At 46.5% G+C, this 24,955-nt stretch carries 22 protein-coding genes and 1 other annotated feature; of the genes, 5 read left to right on the forward strand and 17 right to left on the reverse strand.

The features are described 5' to 3' along the window. Positions 1–10 precede the first annotated feature (10 nt). The 9 genes from mutL to MKZ12_RS17825 all read right to left on the reverse strand — a co-directional run bounded on the left by mutL (position 11) and on the right by MKZ12_RS17825 (position 12,993). Complete coding sequence (gene mutL / locus MKZ12_RS17785; protein ID WP_339255882.1) at positions 11–2,212, reverse strand: DNA mismatch repair endonuclease MutL; 2,202 nt, start codon at positions 2,210–2,212, stop codon at positions 11–13. 21 nt (positions 2,213–2,233) lie between these two features. Beyond that, positions 2,234–5,044, reverse strand: coding sequence for a DNA mismatch repair protein MutS (gene mutS, locus MKZ12_RS17790; protein WP_339255884.1), 2,811 nt, complete (start codon positions 5,042–5,044; stop codon positions 2,234–2,236). 203 nt (positions 5,045–5,247) lie between these two features. Then, positions 5,248–6,498, reverse strand: coding sequence for a hypothetical protein (locus tag MKZ12_RS17795; RefSeq protein ID WP_339255886.1), 1,251 nt, complete (start codon positions 6,496–6,498; stop codon positions 5,248–5,250). Between the two features lie 201 nt (positions 6,499–6,699). Then, a complete protein-coding gene (locus MKZ12_RS17800; RefSeq protein WP_339234691.1) occupies positions 6,700–7,260 on the reverse strand; it encodes an outer spore coat protein CotE in 561 nt (186 codons plus the stop codon). Between the two features lie 75 nt (positions 7,261–7,335). Next, on the reverse strand, positions 7,336–8,313 hold the full coding sequence (locus MKZ12_RS17805) for an aromatic acid exporter family protein (protein ID WP_124116373.1): 978 nt from the start codon (positions 8,311–8,313) through the stop codon (positions 7,336–7,338). Between the two features lie 347 nt (positions 8,314–8,660). Then, entirely contained in the window at positions 8,661–9,452 is a 792-nt protein-coding gene (locus tag MKZ12_RS17810) for an ABC transporter permease (protein WP_278299201.1), read from the reverse strand. 38 nt (positions 9,453–9,490) lie between these two features. Next, positions 9,491–10,285, reverse strand: coding sequence for an ABC transporter ATP-binding protein (locus MKZ12_RS17815; RefSeq protein WP_339234693.1), 795 nt, complete (start codon positions 10,283–10,285; stop codon positions 9,491–9,493). A 28-nt stretch (positions 10,286–10,313) separates the two neighbouring features. After that, entirely contained in the window at positions 10,314–11,318 is a 1,005-nt protein-coding gene (locus MKZ12_RS17820; protein WP_339255888.1) for an ABC transporter substrate-binding protein, read from the reverse strand. Between the two features lie 160 nt (positions 11,319–11,478). Next, positions 11,479–12,993 (reverse strand): carboxypeptidase M32, encoded by a 1,515-nt coding sequence (locus MKZ12_RS17825; RefSeq protein WP_339255890.1) that lies wholly within the window; start codon positions 12,991–12,993, stop codon positions 11,479–11,481. Between the two features lie 352 nt (positions 12,994–13,345). Here MKZ12_RS17825 and MKZ12_RS17830 point away from each other — a divergent pair, with 352 nt between their 5' ends. From MKZ12_RS17830 to MKZ12_RS17845, 4 genes are all read left to right on the forward strand, one after another. Then, positions 13,346–13,921: a carbonic anhydrase gene (locus tag MKZ12_RS17830; protein ID WP_339234698.1), complete on the forward strand. Its 576-nt coding sequence runs from the start codon at positions 13,346–13,348 to the stop codon at positions 13,919–13,921. 172 nt (positions 13,922–14,093) lie between these two features. Next, positions 14,094–14,660 carry a PadR family transcriptional regulator gene (locus MKZ12_RS17835; protein WP_253437997.1) on the forward strand — a complete coding sequence of 189 codons (567 nt, stop codon included), beginning with the start codon at positions 14,094–14,096 and terminating at the stop codon, positions 14,658–14,660. A gap of 98 nt (positions 14,661–14,758) precedes the next feature. Continuing rightward, entirely contained in the window at positions 14,759–15,262 is a 504-nt protein-coding gene (locus MKZ12_RS17840; RefSeq protein WP_339234702.1) for a hypothetical protein, read from the forward strand. Positions 15,263–15,267: 5 nt separating this feature from the next. After that, a complete protein-coding gene (locus MKZ12_RS17845; RefSeq protein WP_017687903.1) occupies positions 15,268–15,546 on the forward strand; it encodes a YxcD family protein in 279 nt (92 codons plus the stop codon). Positions 15,547–15,702: 156 nt separating this feature from the next. Here MKZ12_RS17845 and tyrS read toward each other — a convergent pair whose 3' ends face one another. From tyrS to MKZ12_RS17885, 8 genes are all read right to left on the reverse strand, one after another. Continuing rightward, entirely contained in the window at positions 15,703–16,965 is a 1,263-nt protein-coding gene (gene tyrS, locus MKZ12_RS17850) for a tyrosine--tRNA ligase (RefSeq protein WP_091011938.1), read from the reverse strand. Positions 16,966–17,081: 116 nt separating this feature from the next. Beyond that, positions 17,082–17,309 (reverse strand) — a binding site (T-box leader). Between the two features lie 99 nt (positions 17,310–17,408). Next, positions 17,409–17,858 carry a DUF4375 domain-containing protein gene (locus MKZ12_RS17855; protein WP_339255894.1) on the reverse strand — a complete coding sequence of 150 codons (450 nt, stop codon included), beginning with the start codon at positions 17,856–17,858 and terminating at the stop codon, positions 17,409–17,411. Between the two features lie 20 nt (positions 17,859–17,878). Continuing rightward, complete coding sequence (locus MKZ12_RS17860) at positions 17,879–18,322, reverse strand: Imm63 family immunity protein (RefSeq protein WP_339255896.1); 444 nt, start codon at positions 18,320–18,322, stop codon at positions 17,879–17,881. 72 nt (positions 18,323–18,394) lie between these two features. Further along, complete coding sequence (locus MKZ12_RS17865; RefSeq protein ID WP_339255898.1) at positions 18,395–19,864, reverse strand: YdiU family protein; 1,470 nt, start codon at positions 19,862–19,864, stop codon at positions 18,395–18,397. 344 nt (positions 19,865–20,208) lie between these two features. After that, on the reverse strand, positions 20,209–21,522 hold the full coding sequence (locus MKZ12_RS17870; RefSeq protein WP_339255900.1) for a nucleobase:cation symporter-2 family protein: 1,314 nt from the start codon (positions 21,520–21,522) through the stop codon (positions 20,209–20,211). 322 nt (positions 21,523–21,844) lie between these two features. Further along, positions 21,845–22,621 carry an NRDE family protein gene (locus MKZ12_RS17875; RefSeq protein WP_339255902.1) on the reverse strand — a complete coding sequence of 259 codons (777 nt, stop codon included), beginning with the start codon at positions 22,619–22,621 and terminating at the stop codon, positions 21,845–21,847. A 46-nt stretch (positions 22,622–22,667) separates the two neighbouring features. Further along, positions 22,668–22,967 (reverse strand): Dabb family protein, encoded by a 300-nt coding sequence (locus MKZ12_RS17880; protein ID WP_339255904.1) that lies wholly within the window; start codon positions 22,965–22,967, stop codon positions 22,668–22,670. Positions 22,968–23,034: 67 nt separating this feature from the next. Further along, positions 23,035–23,643: a TetR/AcrR family transcriptional regulator gene (locus tag MKZ12_RS17885; RefSeq protein WP_339255906.1), complete on the reverse strand. Its 609-nt coding sequence runs from the start codon at positions 23,641–23,643 to the stop codon at positions 23,035–23,037. A 193-nt stretch (positions 23,644–23,836) separates the two neighbouring features. Here MKZ12_RS17885 and MKZ12_RS17890 point away from each other — a divergent pair, with 193 nt between their 5' ends. After that, a complete protein-coding gene (locus MKZ12_RS17890; protein WP_339255908.1) occupies positions 23,837–24,955 on the forward strand; it encodes an NADH:flavin oxidoreductase in 1,119 nt (372 codons plus the stop codon).

Genomic DNA, 24,955 nt, shown 5'->3' on the forward strand with positions numbered 1-24,955 from the left:
CCCTAAATAGCTACATCACTCGTTTAAATAATTTTTCTAGATCATACGTTGAAAATGAAACCACAATCGGCCGCCCATGTGGACAGGTGTAGGGCTGACGACATGAACCCAGACGCTGAATCAGCACTTCTGCTTCCTGATCCGTCAGCTTCTGATTGGCTTTGATAGACGCTTTGCAGGAACACATGATGGATGCAGCTTCTCGCATCTTGGCCACATCTATGCTTCGTTCGCTTAGAACCCATTCGGACATCTCTTCGATAATGTCTTTCTCATCCCCTTTGGGGAACCAGAATGGATGGGAACGAACACGGAACGTCTGTCCACCAAAATGCTCCAAATATACACCGGCCTGCTCGAACCAGGCCAGCCTTGTTTTCAGCTTTTCAGTCTCTGAAGGTGTGAATTCCAAGGTAATCGGTAGCAGTAACTCTTGTGAGGCTTGAGCAGGGTTGCCGAATTTCTCGTAATAATATTCATAATTCACACGTTCATGAGCGGCGTGCTGGTCAATCAAATATAAACCTTGGTCATTTTGCGCGATTAAATACGTACCATGATGCTGTCCAATGAGGCTCAGCTCCGGAAATGCCGGCATGGATGCATCCGATTTAATGGCAGCAGCAAGTTTAGTGGCATCAGGCAAACCTGAAGTTTTCCACGTCCGTTCAGTTCTCGCACTCGAAGACGGATTGTAGGGTGAACGAGCTTCCCTAACCGGCAAAGTTACGGAATCGGACTGGTAGGTAGTCGGTTTGCCATCAGTCAGCGGTTTCTCTGCTGCTACACGATCTTGAGAAGACAGGTCAGACTTTGGAGAAGCTTCGGAAGAACTTGCACTTACCTCTTTAGTAGCTTCCTGCACGTTAGCATTTGTCTGCCCTCCATCATGACTCGACCCCTTCTGCAAAATATGCCCGTTCCAACTTTCTAACTGCTCAGGGGGGTGTGTAACCTCAGGTGGAGCTTCGGGCAGCGGCACTGTCTGTCCGTTTTCAGCTACCGGTTGTACTGCGGAAAGATCCGCCGGAGCATCCAGATCATCATCTTCCGTATTTAACTTTAACAATGCATTAGAAGGTTTCCCGAGTGGACCTTGTTGTCCATAGCCTTCTGCGTCAGACTGGTCTTTCAGCGGACCACGCGGAAAGAGGAATTGTTCCTGGATAAAGGAACTATCATCTCCACGTCGAATCTGCTGCTTCTTGACCTGCGGAATCAATACCTCCTGCCGGAGGATCCCCCTCAACGTCGTCTCCACAAATTCATAGAGTTCTGGTTCCTTGCTAAAACGTACTTCCAACTTGGCCGGATGCACGTTCACATCCACAAGAGAGGGATGCATCTCCAACTGCACCACGACAAGCGGGAAGCGATTGATGGGCAGCAAGGTATGGTAGGCTTTGAGAATCGCCTGATTGAGACCGTAATTGCGAACAAATCGCCCATTAATGATCGTCGACATACCACCACGATTCGCTCGTGTCCATTCTGGCAGGCTGATCAGCCCGCCCACCCGGTAATCCAGACTTTCACCCTGAATAGGAAGCATCGCTTTGGCAGCACTTGTCCCATAGATCGCTGCAACCACTTGCAGCAGATCGCCGTTACCCAGCGTCTGAAGCAACACATTCTCATTATGGCGCAATCTGAACGAAATGTTAGGATGCGACATCGCCATTCGGTATAGAACATCAGATATATGTCCGAGTTCCGTCTGGATCGTTTTCATATATTTGAGTCTGGCTGGTGTATTGTAAAAAAGTTCTTTCACTGCAAAATCTGTACCTTGGGGCGAGGTCGCATCTTCATGAGAGACAAGGTTCCCGCCTTCAATTACAATGCGGCGCCCCCGCCCGTCATTGTTACTTGCCGATAACACCTCCACCTTGGAGACTGCGGCAATACTCGCCAGGGCTTCCCCGCGAAATCCAAGACTTGTGATCTGGAACAGATCTCGTCCATGGGCTATTTTGCTGGTTGCATGACGATAAAAGGCCGTTTCCATATCCTCTGGCTCGATACCTGACCCATTGTCTTTGACACGAATACTGAGGAGTCCGCCCTCTTCCACAGTCACCTCAATCTTGGTGGCGCCTGCATCCACCGAGTTTTCAAGCAACTCCTTGACGACTGAAGCAGGTCGTTCGACCACCTCACCAGCCGCAATCTGGTTGGCAATATGTTCATCTAGCACATGTATTTTCGCCACAGGTTTTCCCCTCCCTTATATTCAGGATAATTGCTGTGCCTTCAATTTGAGATCATTTAATATCTGCATCGCCTGAAGAGGCGTCATGTTCATGACATCGATATCTTTCATCGTCCGTATGAATTCTCGTGCTGGCTTATCTTCCACCACAACTACATCCGTTTTCGTTGCCACGTTCGGCTCATCATCCCCAAAGATGGACAGTTGAACCACATCCGAATGGCTTGCGCTGGACTGTGCTTTGCTGTTAGATTTCTTGGTATGCTGCTTCCCAGCCCCGGTTGAATCTTCAATAGGAGATGTGTAATCTGCACTTTCCGCAGTAACATGCTCCCGGAGTATAGACGCTGAATCCGTGTGTTGGAGCTCTCCATCTTTTAATCTCAAGCCTGCTTCCTGCTTCTCGTTTCCGATGTATTCACTACCCACCGCTACTTGCGCAGCCGCATGTTCGAATCCATGCAACAGTCCATTCGCCCGCTCAATAATGCTATCAGGCAGACCTGCAAGGCGTGCACAATAGATACCATAACTGCTGCTGGCTGCTCCGGCAATCAGTTTGCGCAGGAAATTAACCTTGTCACCGCTCTCCTGTACCGCCATTGAGTAGTTTGCCAGCTTGTCCAGACTCTCCTCCAGATGAGCAAGCTCATGGAAATGTGTGGATACAAGGGCTTTACAGCCGATGATATCATGTACATATTCAATAACAGACTGAGCAATAGCCATGCCTTCACTGGTTGATGTTCCCCGTCCCAATTCATCGATTATAATCAGACTGCGTGGTGTTGCTTTGTCCGTCATGACCTGAATGTCAGCCATCTCCACCATGAATGTGCTTTGTCCGCCAATGAGATCATCCGCTGCACCAATCCGTGTGAAAATGCGATCCATGATCGGCACCTCCGCTTGACCCGCAGGCACAAAACAACCCACTTGCGCCAAAATGGAAATTAAAGCGACCTGTCGCATATATGTGCTCTTACCAGCCATATTCGGTCCAGTAATCAGCAGAATACGTGCCTCTTCCTTGGTCATTGCCGTGTGATTGGCAATAAATGCACCATCTCGCATAACCGCCTCGACGACTGGATGGCGTCCTTCTTCCACAACCAGATCATAACCGTCGGTCAATGTAGGCCGTACAAAGTTTCGCTCAGCACTAATCACCGCAAAAGATTGATACACATCAATTTCGGCTACCTGTTCAGCCAGCTTTTGCAATCTTGCAATCTCTTTGTTCAGCCGCTCGCGCAGTTCTGCGAACAGTCCATACTCAATATCAACCATTTTGTCCTGAGCTTCGAGAATAAGCGTCTCTTTTTCCTTCAACTCCGGCGTAATGTAACGTTCTGCATTGGCAAGTGTCTGTTTACGTTCATAACGTCCCTCCGGCAGTGCGGACAGATTGGACTTGGTGATCTCGATATAATAACCAAACACTTTGTTATATCCAATCTTCAGCGATCGAATGCCTGTCGCCTCGCGTTCTCGCGCTTCAAGCTCCGCAATCCACTGTTTCCCGTTAACCGAAGCCTCACGCAATTCATCCAGACGTTCATGGTACCCTTCACGAATCAGGCCTCCGTCCCTTACGGATACAGGCGGCTCGTCCACAATGGCTTGCCCAATCGCTTCACGCAGATCATTGCAATCATCCATCGTTTCGGCAATATGCTGAAGTGTTGCGGAAGATGATCCTGCGCAATGCTGACGAAGTCCTGGAATTTTCTCCAGTGATGATTTGAGCGCATTCAGGTCACGACCATTGGCATTACCAAACGCAATCCGGCCAACCAAGCGCTCCAGATCATAGATATCTTTGAGTTCTGCCCGCAGGTCCTCACGCAATATAAACTGGTTGTACAACGTATCCACTGCTTCAAGACGCTCATTAATCTTCCCTTTTTGCAATAATGGCTTATCGACCCAGCGACGCAACATTCTTGCACCCATGGACGTCTCGGTCCGATCAAGCAACCAGAGTAATGAACCTTTTTTGGAGCGTTCACGCACGGTTTCAACCAATTCCAGGTTCCGGCGGGTAAACGGGTCCAAGATCATATAATGATCTGGCTCATACGTTGAGATTTGGGTTAATTGTCCCAGAGAGCGTTTCTGTGTCTCACTCAGATAGGAGAAAAGACGTGCAATGCACGCTTGACGTTCAGGTTCTAATCTTGCCCACACAGCCTCACCAAACTGCTGCCGGACCAAATCTTCCTTATTCTTTGTCCATGACGTGTAGACCACAGGGCGACCGATTGGAGATGCCTCGGCTTCTACCGTTTCAAGCAGCGCTGCATCCCCCACCAGCTCCGATGGTTCGTAGATGCCGATTTCGTCTTTAAGCCATTCCTTGGAATAGGGTACGGATGTCACATACAACTCACCCGTTGACAGATCACAGGCTGCGAGCGCGAGCGTATTTTGATTACCAGTAAGACACACCATGTAGTTGTTGGATTTGTCCCCTAGTGTTTTGCCTTCCATTACCGTTCCGGGTGTAACCACACGAACAATTTCACGTCGTACCATGCCTTTGGTTACACTCGCATCTTCCATCTGTTCACATATCGCAACTTTATAGCCTTTTTCAATCAGACGCTGTATGTAATTGTCAGCCGAATGATAAGGTACGCCGCACATCGGAATTTTGTCATCCGTGCCTCCGTTACGTGCAGTCAGCGTGATCTCAAGTTCACGGGCAGCATTAATCGCATCCTCGAAGAACATTTCATAGAAGTCGCCCAGTCTAAAAAATAGAAAAGCATCTTGTGCTTCGGCCTTCACTTGCAAATATTGTTGAATCATTGGCGTATACTGAGCCATGATGAATATCCTCCATCCCGTTCCTATAATGTCAGGAAGAAACGCGTCTTGGAAGGACAATAAGACGGTCAGGCACCGTGTTTGCGCCTCCGCCTTATGTTTTGGCTATTCGCCACTTCCTTCAAAGGTTGCTGCTCCATATCTTCCGTAATTACTACTTATAAAAGACTTGTTTCTTATTATATCAAAAAAACGTCCGTTCTTCATGAACCTGCCCGAATATTCCAGAGTTTACGGATATCCCGGCTCTCATCCCAGGTTCTTCCCAATTTTAATTGAAGGAGTAACGGAGACGCATACCGTTCATAACGTGCATATCCATCCAATCTCTTCAGATCATCTGCCAGAGCTGGAATGTGTTCCTTGATCACTTCACGCTTTCCTTCATAAAAGGCGGTATGAACCTCCGCTTTCTCCAACGGACGCTGCAGTAATTGAGTATACCCGCTTGCGATTAAACCTGCCAATGCCACAACGCCCTTGGCAACAAGGGGTGACACAAGAAAGCTGGGTAACGTACGATACTCAAACCCACCGTAGGATTTCAGGCGAAAATCACCAAGCGCTCCATAACGTGGACGTCTTCCCGATCCACGCGGGTCCTGAAGAAACGCCAGTGGCAATGCCAGATAATTGTCCAGTGTGCGGAGCAGTTCCCCGGTAAGGTTCACGCCGCTAAAATGAATATGACCACCTAGAGGTAACCCCCGCTGTGGCATCCCCCCTGCCTGCCAGATGAGCGAGTGATCGCTTATGCTGCGGGAAGCTGCTGCAAATGCTCTCATCAGATGAGCCAATAGCTCTCTTGGTTCGGAGCTGGGAGCGGGCCGCAATTCGGCAACCGGGTAGATGCGCCGCCCACCCATTGTCACGGAATCACAGCCTGCCATTCCGGTACGTTCCAGAAATCTGGAGGCGGGGACGATTTTGGATTCTGGCATCTGTACCAGAAGAAACTCAGGGTCCATGCCAAGTATGGGAATAGGTCTGCGACGCTGCTCCTCATCCAGCAGTTCCTGATGCTGCTTCCAGCTTTCCCTGTAGATTGCAGCAAGGTTCGTCACCCCTTTCCACGGACTCGGATCGATCGAAATGACTGCACAACCACCGTTCCCTGAGGATTCCATTCGAACGGCTCCATGATCCAGTCCCAGTGTGTACAGCGTTTTGATCGCAAGTCGTTCTATGCGCTTAAACAAGGTTGAATTCGCTTCACGCTCCAACAGCGTTTCCTGCGCCCCTCCCATGCCACTTGTATCCTTGCGTTTGATCCGGATCGCCTGCAGACAACTTATCTCTACATCATAACGTACGCGCAAGCCTGGTTCTCGTTTGCGCCGATCGCGCAGTGACAATACTTCAATGCCTGCCTGTTTCAACCGTTCTGTACGTTCTCCGGAGGTCATCCTTTCATATCGGCGTAATGCCTCCTCCGCTTGTTCCATCACATTCATGACGTCTCCCCCTACCCGATCATGCAACAAAATAAAAATAACCCCGCAATGCGGAGCCTTCCCGTGAAAGGTATTCCATGCGCATTGCGAGGCTCGTTACCACCCATTTTTCAATATTTAAGAAGAAAGAGGGCTTACGCCCTCTTCACCGCGCTTTCTGGCGCATATGATACCTTAGGTTATCAAATACTTGAGTCAATCTCACAGCTCATCGTCGAGCAGGTCGGGATCGAGATCGTCATAATCTCCATCACCACTGCCAAATTCATAATCCTTGTCTTCGTAATCACCGCAACCATCTGTGCAGACCTTCACACAAACTTTGGTTTCGGCAACGAGTTCTACAGCGAATTCCCGTTCTACCCGGATAATTACACTGCTTCCACCCGCCGATACTGTGGCTTCCACACAGCTAGGTTCCTGCGTTGCATCCGCAGATACCTCCACTGTGGAAGTCCGGTGTTTCGGGTCCAGATAGGACAAAGGCACATGTTCTACATACGACACCGTTTCTTTGGCTACATCCGTCTGCGAATTCTTGTCATAGGAATACCAAATGTTGATATCGTAAGTACCAATAACTTCAATTCCGTCACCCGCCGATACGGCTTCATATTGGTGGTTGATAATCCAAGCCCCCAAAATACTTGTCGGACCATTTGGCGGAGTCACGGTATGTGTTACGGTAGAGAACTTACGACCTTTGCCGCAGATCGCCTTCGTGATAATCTCTCTACATTGATGTTTATGACTCAATGACATCTTTAAACCTCCTCCATACAATCATTCACTACAAGTGTATGCAGGGCATTCGTCTAGGGTGACAACTATTTTCTATTATTCGTTTGTAGATTGGGACCGGTCCGATATTGGGGACGGTGCTTTGTCCTTCTTCGCGACTTTCAGATACAGCGCGAGTTCACGGCACAACTGGAGAATTGCGGAACGAATCTCGAATTCTTCCCTTGTATCCGGCAGCTCCATACGTTTGAATTCTTCTTGCACATTCGCAAGAAGTTTTTCAGTTCGTCCGGTGTAGGATTCAGTAAGTACATCCTGACTGAGCTGATCGAACAGTTCCGAGACCATTTCCGCGTGTGGCATCTTCTGATAGATCTGGGACACCAGATGCATCATGTGCTGGATGGAGTCGAGCTGCGTTTTGCGCATATAGAAGTAGACACTCCATTCCTCATTCGGATGAATCACCTGATTCTCCAGAGAACGCTTGGCTGCATCAATACCACCCAGAATCGCTTTATCTGCTTCAATCAGTTCTCTACCCGCCCATGCTTCATTGGGATTACGCAGCGTCGCCGCGAATTCTTTGAAAATCTTCGAAAAGAGTTCATCGATCCGTTTGCGAATGCGCAGCATCTGTGGATCTGCTGCTGGCATATAGGCCAGGTTAACCGCCATTGCGGAACCAAGACCAATCAGTAACAAAGCAATTTGTACGAGGACAACATTCACGTCCATCTCTCCGCCGCTGAACACGCGAAACACAACGACTGAACCTGTTACAATACCTTCCTTGAAGCCCACCCGGACAATAACCGGGAATGCGATCAATATGTATACGGCCAGTACCCAGTAATGGAATCCTAGAAAGTGAAAAAGTACACTTGCAAATAGAAGTCCAACGACTGAAGCAAAGAACCTCGCCGATATGGTGCGAATACTTCGTTTTCTCGTTACATCCACCCCAAGAATGGCAAGCAATCCTGCTGAGGTTGGTCCTGGCAAGCCGCACCAGTCCGCAATCAACACAGCCATTAATGCGGCGATTGCGGTTTTAATTACCCTAAAACCCATTTAACATTCCATCTCCTCTAAGCTGTAAAAAAATTGTTAGCCAGCTCGTCGCCTCATTCATTTATCCTGACTAGTATGTCTCGTCCAAGTGTAAACTAGACGACATCAACCGACATGCGCATGCATGCCGGTCACAGCAATACGCCCCGAATGAGGGACGCTGGCAAGTTAAATCGTTGCGACAGAACCTCAAGGCCCTCTTCTCCAATCATCGCATTCATTCCGGATCAGCGCGGAATATTCATACTAAATATGGTACTTGATTTTACGGTATCGGGCAACGTGACACCCCTTGTGAAATTGTATACATATATAAACGTTCATCAAACGAACAAAACATAGCCACATTATCTGCGCCCAGCCAGCAATTTGCGCTCTGCATAGACAACAAGTTGATACATGGCCGTTGCAACTGCTGCAATAATTAACAGACTTGATAACACAAGCGTGAAGTTGAATACCTGGAATCCATAGATAATGAGATAACCAAGCCCTTGTTTGGCGACCAAAAACTCCCCTACAATTACACCCACCCAGGCCATGCCTACATTCACTTTCAAGGTGGATACAATCGCCGGAAAAGAAGCTGGCAATACAACTTTCGTAAAAATCTCGGAACGGTCTCCACCAAACGTACGAATCACTTTAATATAATTGGGATCCACTTCATTAAAGCTGTTATACACCACCAGTGTTGTAATAATGACGGTGATGGACAACGTGGTCATGACAATGGCTGTAAAACCTGCGCCGAACATAACGATAAAGATTGGGCCGAGTGCTACCTTTGGCATACTATTGAACACAACCATATAGGGGTCCAGCACTTTGGACAAAAAAGGAGACCACCAAATTAAAACCGCAAGCAAAGTTCCAACGAGTGTCCCCAGTAGAAAACCAACGGCCGTTTCCCCTACGGTTACCCCAACATGCGCCCATAATTCGCCACTAGCGATATCCTTGCCAATCTGTGCAAATATCTTGCTTGGATAACTGAATAACAGTACATCGATCCAACGGAGCCTGCCCGCCACTTCCCATAACAAGAACATACATACGAGCATAGATAACTGTACGGCAAGAACTTGATGTCGCCATCTGGCCACCTGCTGAATATGATTCCGATGCAGCTGTCCCATCCATTCGTCACGCTTTTCCTGCTTCGGATTCGTTTGATTCACGCGTCTTTCTCACCTCCCCCGGGCTGATCCAGTTCACTCCATAATGCCTGAAACAATGCATTGAACCCTTCTTGCTCCCTGGCATGGAATGGCTGAGCCTTCCGAATTTCATCGGGAATGATAAATTCACGACGAATGCGCCCAGGATTGCGATCAAGTACAATGACGCGATCACTGACTGCAATGGCTTCAGACAAATCATGGGTGACGAGTACAGAGGTTTTGCCAAACTGTTTTAACGTGTCCGAGACCAGATCTTCCAATTGCAGCTTGGTTTGATAATCGAGTGCCGAGAATGGTTCATCCAACAATAAAATTCCCGGGTCGGTTGCCAGCGTGCGCACCAGAGCTACCCGCTGTCTCATGCCCCCTGAAAGCTCTGAAGGGTACTGATTCTCTGTTCCGGCCAAGCCCATACTGATCAGCAGTTCCCGTACACGCTCACGACTCCGTACATCCAATCTGCCTGTAAGTTCAAGACCAATCAATGCATTATCGAGAATGGTCCGCCATGGAAACAGATAGTCCTGTTGAAGCATATAACCAATCTGTGCGGAGGGACCGCCAACGAGTTTCCCCTTAACCTTAACCTCTCCTCGGGTCGGTGTGAGCAGCCCAGCGATGATCGACAACAATGTCGTTTTCCCGCATCCGCTCGGTCCAACGAGACTGACGAACTCTCCTTTTTGGATCTCCAGACTCAAGTCTTCAATCACCAATGAAGCTTCCCGCTCGCTGACGTATACTTGAGAGATCCCCTCCAGTCGGATCACACTTTCGGATTCAGGCATTCTGCTCACTTCCTTTCCTGAATACCCATTACTTTGAATTTGCAGCTTCTTTCGCATAGACATTATCCACAATTGCATTCATATCCACGCGTTCTTTCAGCTCTCCGGCAGCACTCATAACATCAAGCAGATTGTTCCACTCTTCTTCATCAATGATCGGGTCCGTAGCGTAGCTGCCCTGTTCTTTATAACGATTTACACTGCTGACCAGAATGGCTGGATCAATGTCTTTGAAGAAAGGAGTAATGACTTCTGCAACCTCTTCAGCCGTATGTGAATCTACCCACGCTTGCGCTTTGTGCAGACCGTACGTAAACTTTTGCACGATATCCTTGTTGTCGTTAATATAGCTCTGTTTCGTCATGAAAACCGTGTAGGGCAGATCACCACTTTCTGCTCCAAACGATGCTACAACCTTACCTCGACCTTCTTGTTCAAAGATCGATGCCTGGGGTTCAAATAGTTGAACATAATCTCCCGTGCCTGAGGCGAAAGCAGATGCAATGTTGGCAAAGTCCACATTCTGAATCAGCTCCAGATCACTCTGCGGATTAATGCCATGTTTGTTCAATGCAAACTCCCCTGCCATTTGCGGCATGCCGCCTTTGCGCTGTCCTAAAAATGTGGAATTCCTCAGTTGCTCCCAATCGAAGCTGCCTTCGGGGTTACGTGCGAACAGAAAAGTACCATCCGTCTGGGTGAGTTGAGCAAAGTTAATGACCGGATCTTCCGCTCCCTGCTGATAGACGTATATGGACGTTTCCGCTCCTACCAAGGCGATATCCACCGAACCTGCGAGTAATGCCGCCATTGTTTTGTCACCGCCAGCAGTCGTCTGAATATCCACCTCAAGTCCCTGCTCCTCAAAAAAGCCTTGAGCCACAGCCACATACTCCGGTGCGTAAAATACCGAACGAGTCACTTCGCCAATCGTAATTTTGGCTTCATTCTCTTCCTTATTACAGCTGGTAAGCGCCACAATGATAATCAGCAGAATAACGATGCCCCGGACGAACCATGGCGTGTATTTCATGTTGTTTCCCTCCTTCACTGGTTTGAGCAGTTTCTCTCTATTATGGATATGCTGCTGCCCAACAAAAGGTTAAGAACTTGAATGCAAAAAAAGAGCCGGGCAATGATGCCCGACTCTTCCGCTATTCATAATGCTATTCAATACGTTATATATGTGGTACCTACAGCTTGTAGATCTCGGCGTATTTAGCTTCCAGGTAATCAGCAAGATAATCCGGGTTCAATTCTTCACCCGTTACGGCAACAATCAATTCGGAAGGTGTCCGACTTTTCCCATGCCGGTAGATCTTGTCTGTAAGCCATTCCTTAATCGGAATCAGATTACCTTCGGCAATGAGGGTATCAAACTCCGGCATTTCCTTACGCAATGTATGTAGAATTTGTGCTGCATACATATTGCCCAGAGAATACGAAGCAAAGTATCCAAAGTCGCCACCAGACCAGTGAACATCCTGCAGAACGCCCTCTCCATCATTCGTTGGCATAATACCAAGGTATTCCTTGTATTTCGCATTCCAGGTCTCTGGCAGATCCTTCACTTCCAAGCCATCGTTGAATAACATTTTTTCAATCTCATATCGGATAATAATGTGCAGATTATAGGTCAGTTCATCCGCTTCAATCCGAATGAGTGAACTCTCCACCCGGTTGATTGCACGATAGAAATCTTCCAGTTCAACTTCGCTCAGTTGCGGGAAATGCTGCTGCAAATCTTTGTAATAGCGTTCCCAGAATGGCAGACTGCGACCAATCATGTTCTCCCAAAGACGGGACTGAGACTCATGAATTCCCATGGACGTTCCTTCAGCCAGAAGGGTACCCGCCAGACTGTCATCAATATTTTGCTCGTACAGGGCATGTCCGCCCTCATGCAGTGAACTGAAGACTGCGCTTGCTACATCATCCTGCAGATAATGTGTTGTGATCCGCACATCACCCGGGTTAAGCCCCGTTGCAAAAGGATGCACACTCTCGTCCAAGCGTCCAGCTTCAAAGTCATAGCCCATTTGTTCCAAGATGAACAGACTAAACTTCTCCTGCTGTTTGGTGTCAAACAACTGATTCAGGAACTCTGTATTGGGCTGGTTGTCCGAAGCATTAATTTTCTCTTGCAAAGGCACCAAACGTGCTTTGAGCCGAGCAAATACAGCATCCACTTTTTCAACGGTCAGATCCGGTTCGTACATATCAAGCAGCGTATCGTAACGCGTATCCTTTACACCCCAATAATCAATAAACTCCTGTTTGAGCTTAACGATATCTGTCAGATAAGGGGAAAATCCTGCAAAATCACTGTTATGCTTGGCATCTTCCCAAGCAGTTTCGGATTTGGCCGTGAGTACGGTATAGGCTTGCACTTTCTCAGGTGGTACGGATTGACTGCGATCATACTCTTTCTTGCAATCTTCAACCAGACGACGATCTATATCTTCGAGTTGTCCCAATACTGCTGGAGTAGTCAATGCATCCAGGTAGGTTTTCATGTCAGCCGAGGTTTGCAGCTTGAATGCTTCGGTGGACAACATACCCAGCGTCTCCGAACGAGTCGGAACGCCTTTTTTTGGCGCACCTGTGCGCAGATCCCAGTGAAGCAAACCAATGGCTTCATGATAGCTCTTGATTTTACGAGCCAGATTACGGAAGGATTCCAAATGTTCCTGTGTTTGTTTATCCATTGTTATCGTTCACCTCTTCAAAAAAAGTTTATTCACCTATTGATGATACTTTTCCTATTGCGTATAATCAACTTTTAACAGAGGCAAATCGCATTATCCTCCTCAAGATACGTGTTCCAAAAGTCTGGTTTTCATTACCGAGAAGATAGAAATGAATTTCAACTTCGATGCTGATGATGCCCTTCGGGCATGATTTGTAATCAAAAGTGGACTTTTTGAACAACCTCTATAAGGTTGGAGTAATGCCATTTGCTGACCGTGATACATTATTAAAGCAAAAAGGCGCGTAGGACAAGCTGCATCAATTGCAAGTGGCCGTGCTCGTCGTATTGGATAACAGGAGGCAATGGACATGAATAACATTCAAGAGATTTTGGCTTACAACAAATCATTTGTCGAGACTAAAGAATACGAGAAGTATACGGCTAGCAAGTTTCCAACCAAAAAGATGGTCATCATCACTTGTATGGATACCCGTCTTGTAGAGCTGCTGCCGAAAGCGATGAATCTGAAAAATGGCGATGTAAAAATCATCAAAAACGCAGGTGCCATTATCTCTCAACCTTTTGGTAGTGTTATGCGTTCTGTATTGGTTGCTATCTATGAATTGGGCGCTGATGAGGTATTGGTGGTAGGTCATACAGAATGTGGTATGGCTTCCCTGCATGCTGAAACGATGATTGGTCACATGACAGAACGTGGAGTTTCAGAAGAGGTCATGTCTACGCTTGAAAATTCCGGCATTCGTCTGCAAAAGTGGCTGCGTGGGTTTGACAGTGTTGAAGAAGGGGTAAAAGGAACTGTGGAAGTGATCAAGAAGCATCCATTACTTCCTCCCAATGTACCCGTTCACGGCATGGTTATCGATTCTGCCACAGGTGAGCTTGATGTTGTCGCTGAAGGGTATGGACAACAGGCATCTCTCTAAATGGTTTGGAGTGCGGACCTTATGGTTCGCACTTTTTTTGTCTAAATTAAGGCGGTTGCTCGATCAGGTTGTCAAACCATACAGTTTCAGTGTACACTTTTATGAAAGCGGTCAAAGAAAGCAAAATCAATTGTTTTCTCTGACCCAGCCCTAATATTAAGGAGACATGTGCATGAACATACTTTCCTACGGATTACTCGGGCTGCTTACCCGCGAGGAGTCATCGGGCTATGATCTAATGCTGAAAATCCAGCCGCATTGGCAGGCAAAACACAGCCAGATCTACCCACTCCTGTCCAAGATGGAAAACGATGAGTTATTGGCCTCCCGCTGGGTACAACAGTCTGACAAACCGGATAAGAAAATGTACGCGGTTACGGAAAAAGGCATTGAAAAGCTATTGGAATGGATGATCACTCCGGTTACCGCACCGGTTACACGCGATGAATTTAATTTGCGTATTTTGTGTGTTGGCATAGCGGAAGACGGAAGCATGAGACGCATTCTGAATGAGCGTAAAAGCTGGTTTATGGAACGTATACGGTACTTCGAGGATCTGAAGTCACGTATACCTCTGGATAATCTTCGTGTAGGCAATCGAGATTTTGGAAGCTACATCCTGGTACAAAAAGGGTTAATGCATGCGCAAACAGGTCTGGAATGGTGTCATTGGGTTACCCAATTGCTTGATGGTCAAGCTGCAATTCAAGACCCCAGTCCAAGCGTTTCTGAAATTTAATAAAATTTGAAACGTTCCTGTAGGTTAACCGTATTACTTGAGTAAGGTCCAATTATGGGCGAATCAAACAAATTAATCGGGGGGTTACGATCTTTACAATGAAGAAAAAATTCGGAGTTAAACATCTAATGATGGTATTTATGGCCTTTACATTATTATTCGCAACAGTGGGAGTAACAAATCCGGATTCTGCGGATGCAAGACGTGGTGGCGGATTCAAATCCGGTACAAAAAGTTATACCAACACACCTAAGAAATCCGACTCCAACAGCAACGTGAATCAATCCAATTCCGGTAATAACTCCGGTACTGGTGCAGCTGCAACTCGTGGTGGTGGATTCTTCGGCGGTGGCGGCGGATTCATGAAAGGCATGATGCTAGGTGGTCTTGCGGGTATGATGTTCGGCGGATTGTTCGGTGGCATGGGCGCTCTGGGTAACATCCTTGGATTGCTCGTGAACGTTGCAGCAATCATGTTGATTGTTATGCTGGCTATGGCACTCTTCAGAGCCATTACAAATCGTCGTAAACCTGCAGCGGATGGCCGTTATGACCGCCGCAATGATCGTGATGATGACCGTAACAGAAACGGACGGTACTAATCTCTATGGTTCTGAGCATGGATGAAATTGTGAATGCAATCTGTATTCATATGGCAGAACGTAAGGGTGTACGTCCAACCGATGTGAATGTAGAACTGAGCTGGGAAGAAGATACAGGTTATTCCGCTGAAGTTTGGATTCAAGGCCGTAGTCAATATCTGGTAGAGTCCAATATGATTGAAGCGATTCTTCGTTACCTGCACAGCGAATACAACATTCGGGCGTACCGTGAGAACGTACGACTTGATCTGGATGAAGAGATCACAGCGATTGTTAATCAATAAAATAGGTCAAGCAATGACCCGTGATACAAAAGACCGTCTCCGCTCTGTCGCCTGACAGAGATGGAAGACGGTCTTTTTGTTCCTGTATATGTGGCTCTCATTGTATCTCTATTGCAGTCTCTATACGTGTCTGTGTTACGTTCTACTTCTTGGAAACTACGATTGAAGTTTAACCAGGCTGTAATTCTTTTTACCTTTACGGATAATGATGAATTTACCGCCAATGGCGTGTTCTGCCGACACCGTGAATTCAAGTTCGGTGATTTTCTCACCATTCATGGAAATCGCACCTTTGGTGACATCCTCACGCGCCTGGCGCTTGGATGGCTCCAGACCCAGATCCACGAGCCAGTCCACAATATTTTTGGCTTCGCCATCCGTTTCAAAGGTAGGCATTTCCTTGAAGCCCTGCTCGATTTCGTCTGCCGTCAGGGAACGGATATCTCCACTGAACAGCGCCGCTGTAATACGTTTAGCCTGTTCAAGCATTTCTTCGCCGTGAACGAATTTTGTCATTTCTTCCGCAAGTGCTTTCTGTGCTTCACGTCTGTGTGGCTCTGTCTCTACCTTTTCAGCCAAAGCTTCAATTTCTTCTTTGCTCAGGAAGGTAAAGTATTTCAAGTATTTGATCACATCACGGTCATCTGTATTCGCCCAGAACTGGTAGAATTCAAACGGTGTTGTTTTGTTCGGATCAAGCCAGATTGCGCCGCCAGCTGTTTTACCAAACTTGGTTCCATCGGATTTAAGCATAAGTGGAATGGTCAGACCGTACGCCTTCGCTTCAGATCCTTCTTTTTTACGAATCAGATCAAGACCACTCGTGATATTCCCCCATTGGTCGGAACCGCCGATTTGCAGCTGTACATCTTCGTTCTGGAACAGGTGCAGGTAGTCGAGTGACTGAAGGATCTGGTAGGAAAACTCAGTGAACGAGATGCCGCCTTCCAGTCTGCTCGCCACTACATCCTTAGCCAGCATTGTGTTAAGGTTAAAGTTTTTGCCGTAGTCACGCAAAAATTCAATGACATTGATTTTGTGCGTCCAATCGTAGTTGTTCACCATGCGAACCTGATTATCTCCATCTGTTACAAACAACTTCTTCATCTGCGCTGTCAGTGCATCCACATTCTCCTGCACTTGCTCCATCGTTTGCAATGACCGCTCTGCCTGTCGACCACTCGGATCACCAATCGTACCTGTTGCTCCACCAATCAAAATGACTGGACGATGTCCTGCCAATTGAAAACGTTTCAGCATCATGAAGGGAATTAGATGTCCAATATGCATGCTATCTCCCGTTGGATCAACACCGCAGTACAAAGAAACGGACTTCGTTTCAGTCAATTCACGTAATCCCTCAGCATCCGTCTGCTGATTAATGGCGTCACGCCACTGTAGTTCATCAATAATATTCATTCGTATAACCCCTTTTCTATCCTCAAAATTCAGTCATGATCTACGTTAATTTACGAAATAACACGCTGGAACGGCTTTTTTGGACACAAAAAAATCGCCTCCTTGTCTTCATTAGACACAGGGACGATTATCATAACCGTGGTACCACCCAAATTGCATGGATAACACATAACCTTAACACGCTATCCATACCACTTTTGGCAATATATCGTTTGCCCATCCGCTTGGCATTACCCAAGTACTCCAGAGTGTAATTCGCAGCCCTTGTATGTATCAGGTTCCATCAACCCCTGACTTTCTGTAACAGGGACAAAGCCGCTACTGCGCTCTATCAACGTGATTCATGTATTCAATTTATAGCAAGTATAGCCGAACGTTTCGGTCATTGCAAGACCAAGTATGCAAACCTTAAACAGAACAACGGATGCTTAGTTAAAACCAGATTATATAATCATCATGTTCAATTTTCCGTGATAATAACCATAGGCTTTCTCCGCGATCTGATCCTCATTGTTCCAAAATTGCTGATCCAGCGCATCTAACTGGTGCTCTTGTTCCTTTGTCAGTAATTTAGGAATGTCCCATAATCCAGTAAGCCCTTCATCCTCTTTCAGATGCTCAATGCAGCCGTATGCCGAGGTTATAATCTCCACTACTTGAGTCGCACCAATGTTATGTAATGCCCGTAACGCGTAACGGTATACTTCTTCCCCCCAGTTGCAGAAAAACTGTATAAAACCGGCATTAAAGACATCCGCCTCTAACAGCCATAAAGCAGCAATGTCCTGCTCGTTCGAATTCAACGAAGCCCAGCCCTGTTCAGATTCATTCTTTTTTTCGACAAATAATACAGCATACTCATACCAAATATCATGGATATCTTGCTCGCTCACGTAACACACCTCACTTTTCTTTATTCCAAGCTCTCTAACTCCTGACGTTTACCCGTCTGATACCAATGTAAATACGGATCACCGATCTGCTGGAAAGCTTCCTGAACACCCCTGTTCAGTTCCTTCATCACTTCATCTGTATAGTTCAAATGCGTCTGTTTATTATCGACACCATGTTTTTCCAACAACCCTACATGCGTCGCGGTGAAAATAATATCCTCCAGCAGCCAATAGATGACTTCCTCCGGCTGTTTTACTCGTTTCTCTAACGAGACGAGACCACGTTCGTATATTCGCACGATATACATATCTTTTCCACACTCCACATAGGGTACACCGTCCCATTTAAAGGTCTCATACAGGCGGTTAACATAGTTCTGCATCTGTTCCCTGCGGAAAGAAGTTCGCTCTAAAAGCTGTATAAGGATGTCTGCCAATTGTTGTTTGTTTAACATGTTGGACATGAATGCACCTGCCTATTTTAATAAAAAAATGAAAAAGCTGCCAAAGGCAGCCTCTTCTTCCTTACTGTTCAATCAGGTCCCACAAAAAGTCTGGTACGAAGTATCGCATTGTGCAGGTAGTTCAGCATACTCAGCCTGTTCAGGTGAATGTGCGAACGGATCTGAAAGGACAGCCAAAAGCTTCTCCATCACGCTAAGATCCCCTTGATTCTCTGCTCGCTCAAGGGCTTCCTCGACCCGATGATTACGGGGAATGACCGCTGGATTGCTCGTTCTCATCAACTGCGTAGAGACTTCCTTCCCACCTTGCTGTCTGTCCAATCTGGCTTGCCAACGCTCATGCCATTCAGCAAATTCTGACGTGCCAAACCAGGCTGTTCCTTCCAAAGTATCAAAAGTCAAAGCTAGGAACGTATTCGTGTAATCTGCACTATGCTTCTCCATAAGTTCAAGAAAATCCTTGACCAAGGCTTCATCTTCTGCCTCTTCATCCAACAAGCCCAGTTTGGAACGCATCCCCTTGAGCCAATGATGATGATACAATTCTGAAAATTGTGCGATGGCATCTTGCGCGAGTTGCACCGCCTGCTCTTCATCTTCGTGCAACAGCGGCAGAAGCGTCTCGGCAAATCGAGCCAAATTCCACCCGGCAATATACGGTTGATTGCCATAAGCATAGCGACCTTGTCTGTCAATGGAGCTAAATACGGTTGAAGGATTGTAAGCATCCATAAAGGCACATGGACCATAATCAATGGTCTCACCACTAATAGCCATGTTATCCGTATTCATCACGCCATGAATAAAACCAACTCGCTGCCACTGGGCAATGAGAGCCGCCTGCCGCTTAATCACTTCCTGAAGGAGCAGAAGATAACGATTTTCGGCTTGAGCAACCTCAGGAAAATGTCGATGCAACGTGTAATCAGCCAATGCCCGAAGATCTTCAATAGAACCCCATCTGGCTGCGTACTGGAAGGTTGCTACTCGGATGTGACTGGAAGCCACACGAGTCAAAATAGCCCCAGGCCGCTCTGTTTCGCGAATAATGTTTTCTCCTGTTGCCACCACGGCCAAACTGCGAGTCGTTGGAATACCCAGTGCATGCATCGCTTCGCTAATGATATATTCACGCAACATGGGTCCAACAGCAGCTCGTCCATCCCCTCCACGGGAGTAGGGTGTTCTTCCTGAACCTTTCAGCTGGATATCCACTCGCTCGCCCTGTGGCGTAATCTGTTCTCCCAGCAGCAAAGCCCTTCCATCACCAAGCATGTTAAAATTGCCGAATTGATGTCCTGCGTACGCCTGCGCTAAAGGTTCAGCTCCTTCCGGAACCAGGTTACCTGCAAAAATTTGCGCTCCTTCATCACTGTCTAGTGACTCCACATCCAGTCCCAAACTGGAGGCAAGCAGTCTATTGAATATGATTAGCTTTGGTGATTCAACAGGCACTGCGCTCTGACTTGTAAAAAAAGGTTGTGGTAACTGCGCATAACTGTTGTCCAAATTCCATCCTTTGTTCAACGTTTCTTCTTGCATGGTGATCACAACTCCTTTTCTTTACCAAGGGATCATCCCCAGGTTATATTCTTGCCTTGTGAACCAATGCTCATTTATGTAGTCGCATGGAAATTCAATTCAAGAGGATGTTGACTTAAACGAACATCTAAAATGTTCTTGTTGAAACTTTAGCATATTTGCATTCCTTTTGCATTCTTCATCACTAGTCACTTGGATAAGGGAACTACCACATCGTTGGTTTCGCACAAAAAAATCCAAGAAGTTCCTTGGGCAAGTGGAATCATTCCCTTTCAATCCACTTCCCAGAAGATCCTTCTTGGATCTATTACGTATACCCGATGACAAGTCTGTTATGGCAAGGATTACGTGTGTGCTTCCTGAGCCTGTACCTGTACAGGCAAGCTTTCTTTTTTGAAACCGAGGTTAAAGAAGACATTGAGCAGGATCGCTGACAGGCTTCCCGTGATAATACCATCACTAACAATAATCCGAATACTTTGAGGAAGCTCGGCGAATAGATCGGGTACAGCAGTAACACCAAGCCCAAGTGAGACGGAGCAAGCCACGATCAATAGATTGGATTGTTTGCTGAAGTCGACGTTTTGCAGCATTTTGATCCCGGATGAGACGACCATTCCGAACAGAACCACCGTCGCTCCTCCGAGGACAGCACTTGGAATAATGGTTGCAAAAGCAGCTACCTTCGGAATCAGTCCCAGAAAGACCAGAATGCCTCCGGCTGCAACAACGACATTGGTCGTTTTCACCTTCGAGAGCTGAACCAAACCAACATTCTGTGCAAAGGTATTGTATGGAAAAGCATTAAATATGCCGCCCAGGACAAACGCGAAACCTTCTGCGCGATATCCCCGTGCCAGATCTTTCTCGTTAATAGGTTGATCACAGATTTTGCTCAAAGCCATAAAAACACCTGTTGATTCAATGATGACAACCGTACCTACAATGATCATTGTAATAATGGGACCAATTTCGAAGGTAGGCCATCCGAAGTAAAAGGGTTGAGGTAAATGGAACCAGGAGGCTTCCTGTACAGCGGCAAAATTCACTTTTCCCATGAAAGCTGCGATGAGGGTCCCCGCGATAATACCAAGGAGAACAGCCAGGGATTTAACAAAACCGCGAGCATATCGATTCAGAATCAGAATGAAAAGTAAAACACCAAATGAAAGAGCCAAATTGTCCAAACTTCCAAAATTCTCGCTGTTTGCTCCACCCGCCATGTTTTTAATACCGGTTGGGATTAACGCAAGACCGATGATGGTTACCACTGTACCGATCACAACTGGTGGAAACAATTTGACGATTTTACTGAAAAACACGGCGAAGATGACGATAAATAAACCCGCTGCAATGATCGACCCATATATGGCAGGAATGCCGTATTGCGATCCAATCGCAATCATCGGTGTCACCGCGACAAAGGAACTGCCGAGCACTGCTGGCAAACCGATCCCCAAGTACTTACCTTTCCGAGCCTGAAGCCATGTTGCAATCCCACACGTTAACAGGTCAATGGATACCAGATACGCCAACTGCTCTGCTGTCAGATTTAGCGCTCTGCCCACAAGCAAAGGTACCAGAATTGCTCCCGCATACATTGCGAGTACGTGCTGAATCCCCAGTGAAAAAACTCTCATCTTTTTGGTTTCTTTCATCCCACGTTGCCCCCCTGAAATTAGAATCAACCGAACCGCTGCAAAAATCATGTTATGTTGATTCACATTATATAAACTATTCAGGGAAGTTCCATGATTCATAACATAGAATTGTGATCAGAGATAAAGAGTCCAACTAAAATTGGGCGTGTTATACAAAAGGTACTCTCATACCGATTACGTCGCGTTATATTAATTGACACATAAGGTTGGATAGCCCTCTTTGACACTCGAAAAAAAGAGACATAAATGTGGAATTTAACTTCAGTGTTGCATGTTAATGCGTATTTCTCAACATCACTTGTTTCATATTCTCAGCTTGTCAGTTGAGAAGCTTGATGTCAAAACGTTGCTCCATTATCTCACCGTTCTGGTGAACCCTCTCTGTAAAAAACACTTCTTCTCTGTTCATCAGAACAACGGATGATGCTCTCGTCCCATAGTCAAATTTCTCACTTCTGACGAAGATGGGAGAAAGCAAACGTTCCCACTCCAATGGAACACCGGTATGAGGCAGAAGTTCATCCACTGAAGGATCTGCATTCTGTAGCAGATTTAATATTTGTTCAGTGAGAGTATCCTCGTCCAGGTTCTCCCCTTGAATGATTCTCTCCAGCCCTTCTTTCCCACGTTTCACCTTGGGCCAATCTGTATTGATCAAGTGATTACTAATCCCGTATATTCCCGGTTGCAACTTCATCACGACATTACCCACATTCGAATAATAATAGAGGTTCTCCGGATCACCCACTAACAAGTTGTAGCCAGGATAATCATTGCGACTGTGCTCTGCTTGTTGTATATATTGCTCAGGTGTGGACGTTCCCTTTAAAAAGTCAGCAACCAGATCTCCTCTTGAGCCCTTGGCATGTACCTCTTCATTCGGATCACGATAATTCGTAACAGCAGCCAGACGCCCAGTTGTTGTTACGCCCATCCAGGTTCCCATTTTGGACAAATCCCGGCCAGCCAATATATGAGGATGGTCTTCCCAATAGTGTGCCTGAGCCGTAGGTCTGTGATAGAATTCATCTCTATTTGATCCCAGTATAAGTGGATACTTTGGATGCATGTTGTAAGCAAATAAAATTAAACACATGGGAATCTTCAACTCCTATATTCGTTAAACCTCTAATTTCGCGCCTTTATATCTCATAATCAACTACAATGACATCTTCTACCCAACCATCGAGAGATGCTACAAATGCCTGATGAGCAGGATGTGGACCATAGGCACGCAGTGCGTCCTGATCTTCAAACGTCACTCTCAACCCAATCGTATAACCTTGAATACGGTCCGTTTCTTCCGTTGCATTAGTTCCTGCGGTCAGCGCGGCAATTCCCGGGATTTGTTCCTGTAACGCGAGCAATTGCTCCACCCATTCCTGCTGTTTGGCTAGCGTGGTTTTATCGTTAAATTTGAAAACAACCAAATGTTCAATCATCTTTTCATTTCTCCTTCGTCCATTCGAATAGTAAAGCGGTTTCGTTAAATGAAGTTAATTCATGAAGTTAATTCAACAATTCCAATCCGCCCATCATATAAGGGACAACTCGCTGGGCCAAGTCAGTAGGAGATTCCTCTCTTCCATCCATATTCCATCGATACGTCATTCCGTAGATCGACCAGCTTAGCATCGTTGCAGTTATATTCAGCGTTTTGGGATCTACATCCTTCGCCACTCTGCTCATTAATTCAAGCAAGAATTGCTCTAGCTGTGTCTTAATGTTTTCTTCAATTATCGGTGCAACCGTCTCATATTTCTTGATGCAGTCATTGCTTGAGACGTGATAATCACATAATGAAAAGATAAGTTGCTCTATGGTTTCCGCTGATAACCGGGCATCCGGGTCCACCCTTTTCGTTACATATTCCATAAAAGCATCCGATAACAAGGCTTCAAGCAATGCATATTTATCCTGAAAATGAGCGTAAAAAGTGGCTCTGTTAATTGTGGCTTGTTCCGTAATATTCTGAATCGTAATGCTGTTGAAATTTTTAAGATTCAACTGGTGCAGAAACGCATCAAGAATTAATTGCCGAGTGCGAACTACACGTGGATCGTTCGAGTTTGGAGACAATACACCAGACAAGTCCCAATCCTCCTTTGTGCATAACATATTTGGCGAGACTCCTTTATTATAGATAAGTGCTATTGGTTCAACAAGTGAAAGCAAGTGCAAAGACGCCATACAATAATCCGTGTCTTTCGCTTAAGCAACAAAACAATCAAACTGTTGGTTGAGTAAGCTTGTAGGGATTGCTAACATTGCACTCGTACCCACTGAGAGGTACAACATTATGGAGGTGCATATGTTGAGTAATCCACAATATAACATTATTTCTACAGAGCGTTTGTTTCAACCATACACCGTTGCCAAGCTAACCCTGTCCTCGCGCATCGTCATGTCTCCCATGGCTCGAGCCTTCTCCCCGAATGGTGTCCCCGGCCCCGATGTAGCCGCATATTATCGTCGCCGTGCCGAGCATGGTGTTGGACTCATTATTACCGAAGGTGCGACCATTGATCATCCGTCTGCATCAAGTGAGCCTAGAATCCCTCATATGTACGGAGCAGCAGCTCTTCAAGGCTGGTCTGAAGTGGTCAAACAAGTTCATGATGCTGGCGGCAAAATCTTCCCTCAGATTTTACACATGGGAATCGTTCGTCCTTCAGGATCTGACCCACACCCGGAAGCTGCATCACTTAGTCCATCGGGAATGGATATGGAGGGTAATCAAGTAGGTGCGCCCATGACGGAGGCAGAGATTGCAATGGTGATTCAAGCTTATGCTGATGCAGCAGTTAATGCCCAACGCATCGGTTTTGACGGAATTGAGCTTCACGGTGCACACGGTTTTCTGATCGATCAGTTTTTCTGGAAAACGACGAATAGAAGGACCGACCGCTACGGTGGTGACCTTCGGAAACGAACTCAATTTGCGATTGAACTTGTAATGGCAGTTCGTGCTGCGGTAGGTCCTGATTTTCCTATTGCAATGCGGATTTCCCAATGGAAAATGAATGATTATCAAGCCAGACTGTTCGACACACCGGAACAACTGGAACAATTCCTTGGTTTGCTGATTGACGCAGGTGTAGATATCTTCCACTGCTCCACACGACGCTTCTGGGAACCCGAGTTTGAAGGATCTGATCTTGGATTTGCAGGGTGGGTGCGGAAGCTAAGTGGCCAAACCACGATAACGGTCGGTTCTGTAGGGATGCCGGATGAGTCTGACACAGGAGGAACTAAAGTTGAGCATCCAGGTATGGGCGAACTTATGAAGCGATTCGATCAACAAGAATTTGATCTGGTGGCTGTTGGACGTGCGTTGCTGGGTGACCCAGCATGGGCCGCCAAAGTACGCGAAGGCCGCATATCAGAGATTCAAGGTTTTACACCTGAAGTGCTGGCGACTTTACAGTAA

The sequence above is a fragment of the Paenibacillus sp. FSL R5-0713 genome (assembly GCF_037973325.1).
Classification (GTDB): Bacteria; Bacillota; Bacilli; order Paenibacillales; family Paenibacillaceae; genus Paenibacillus.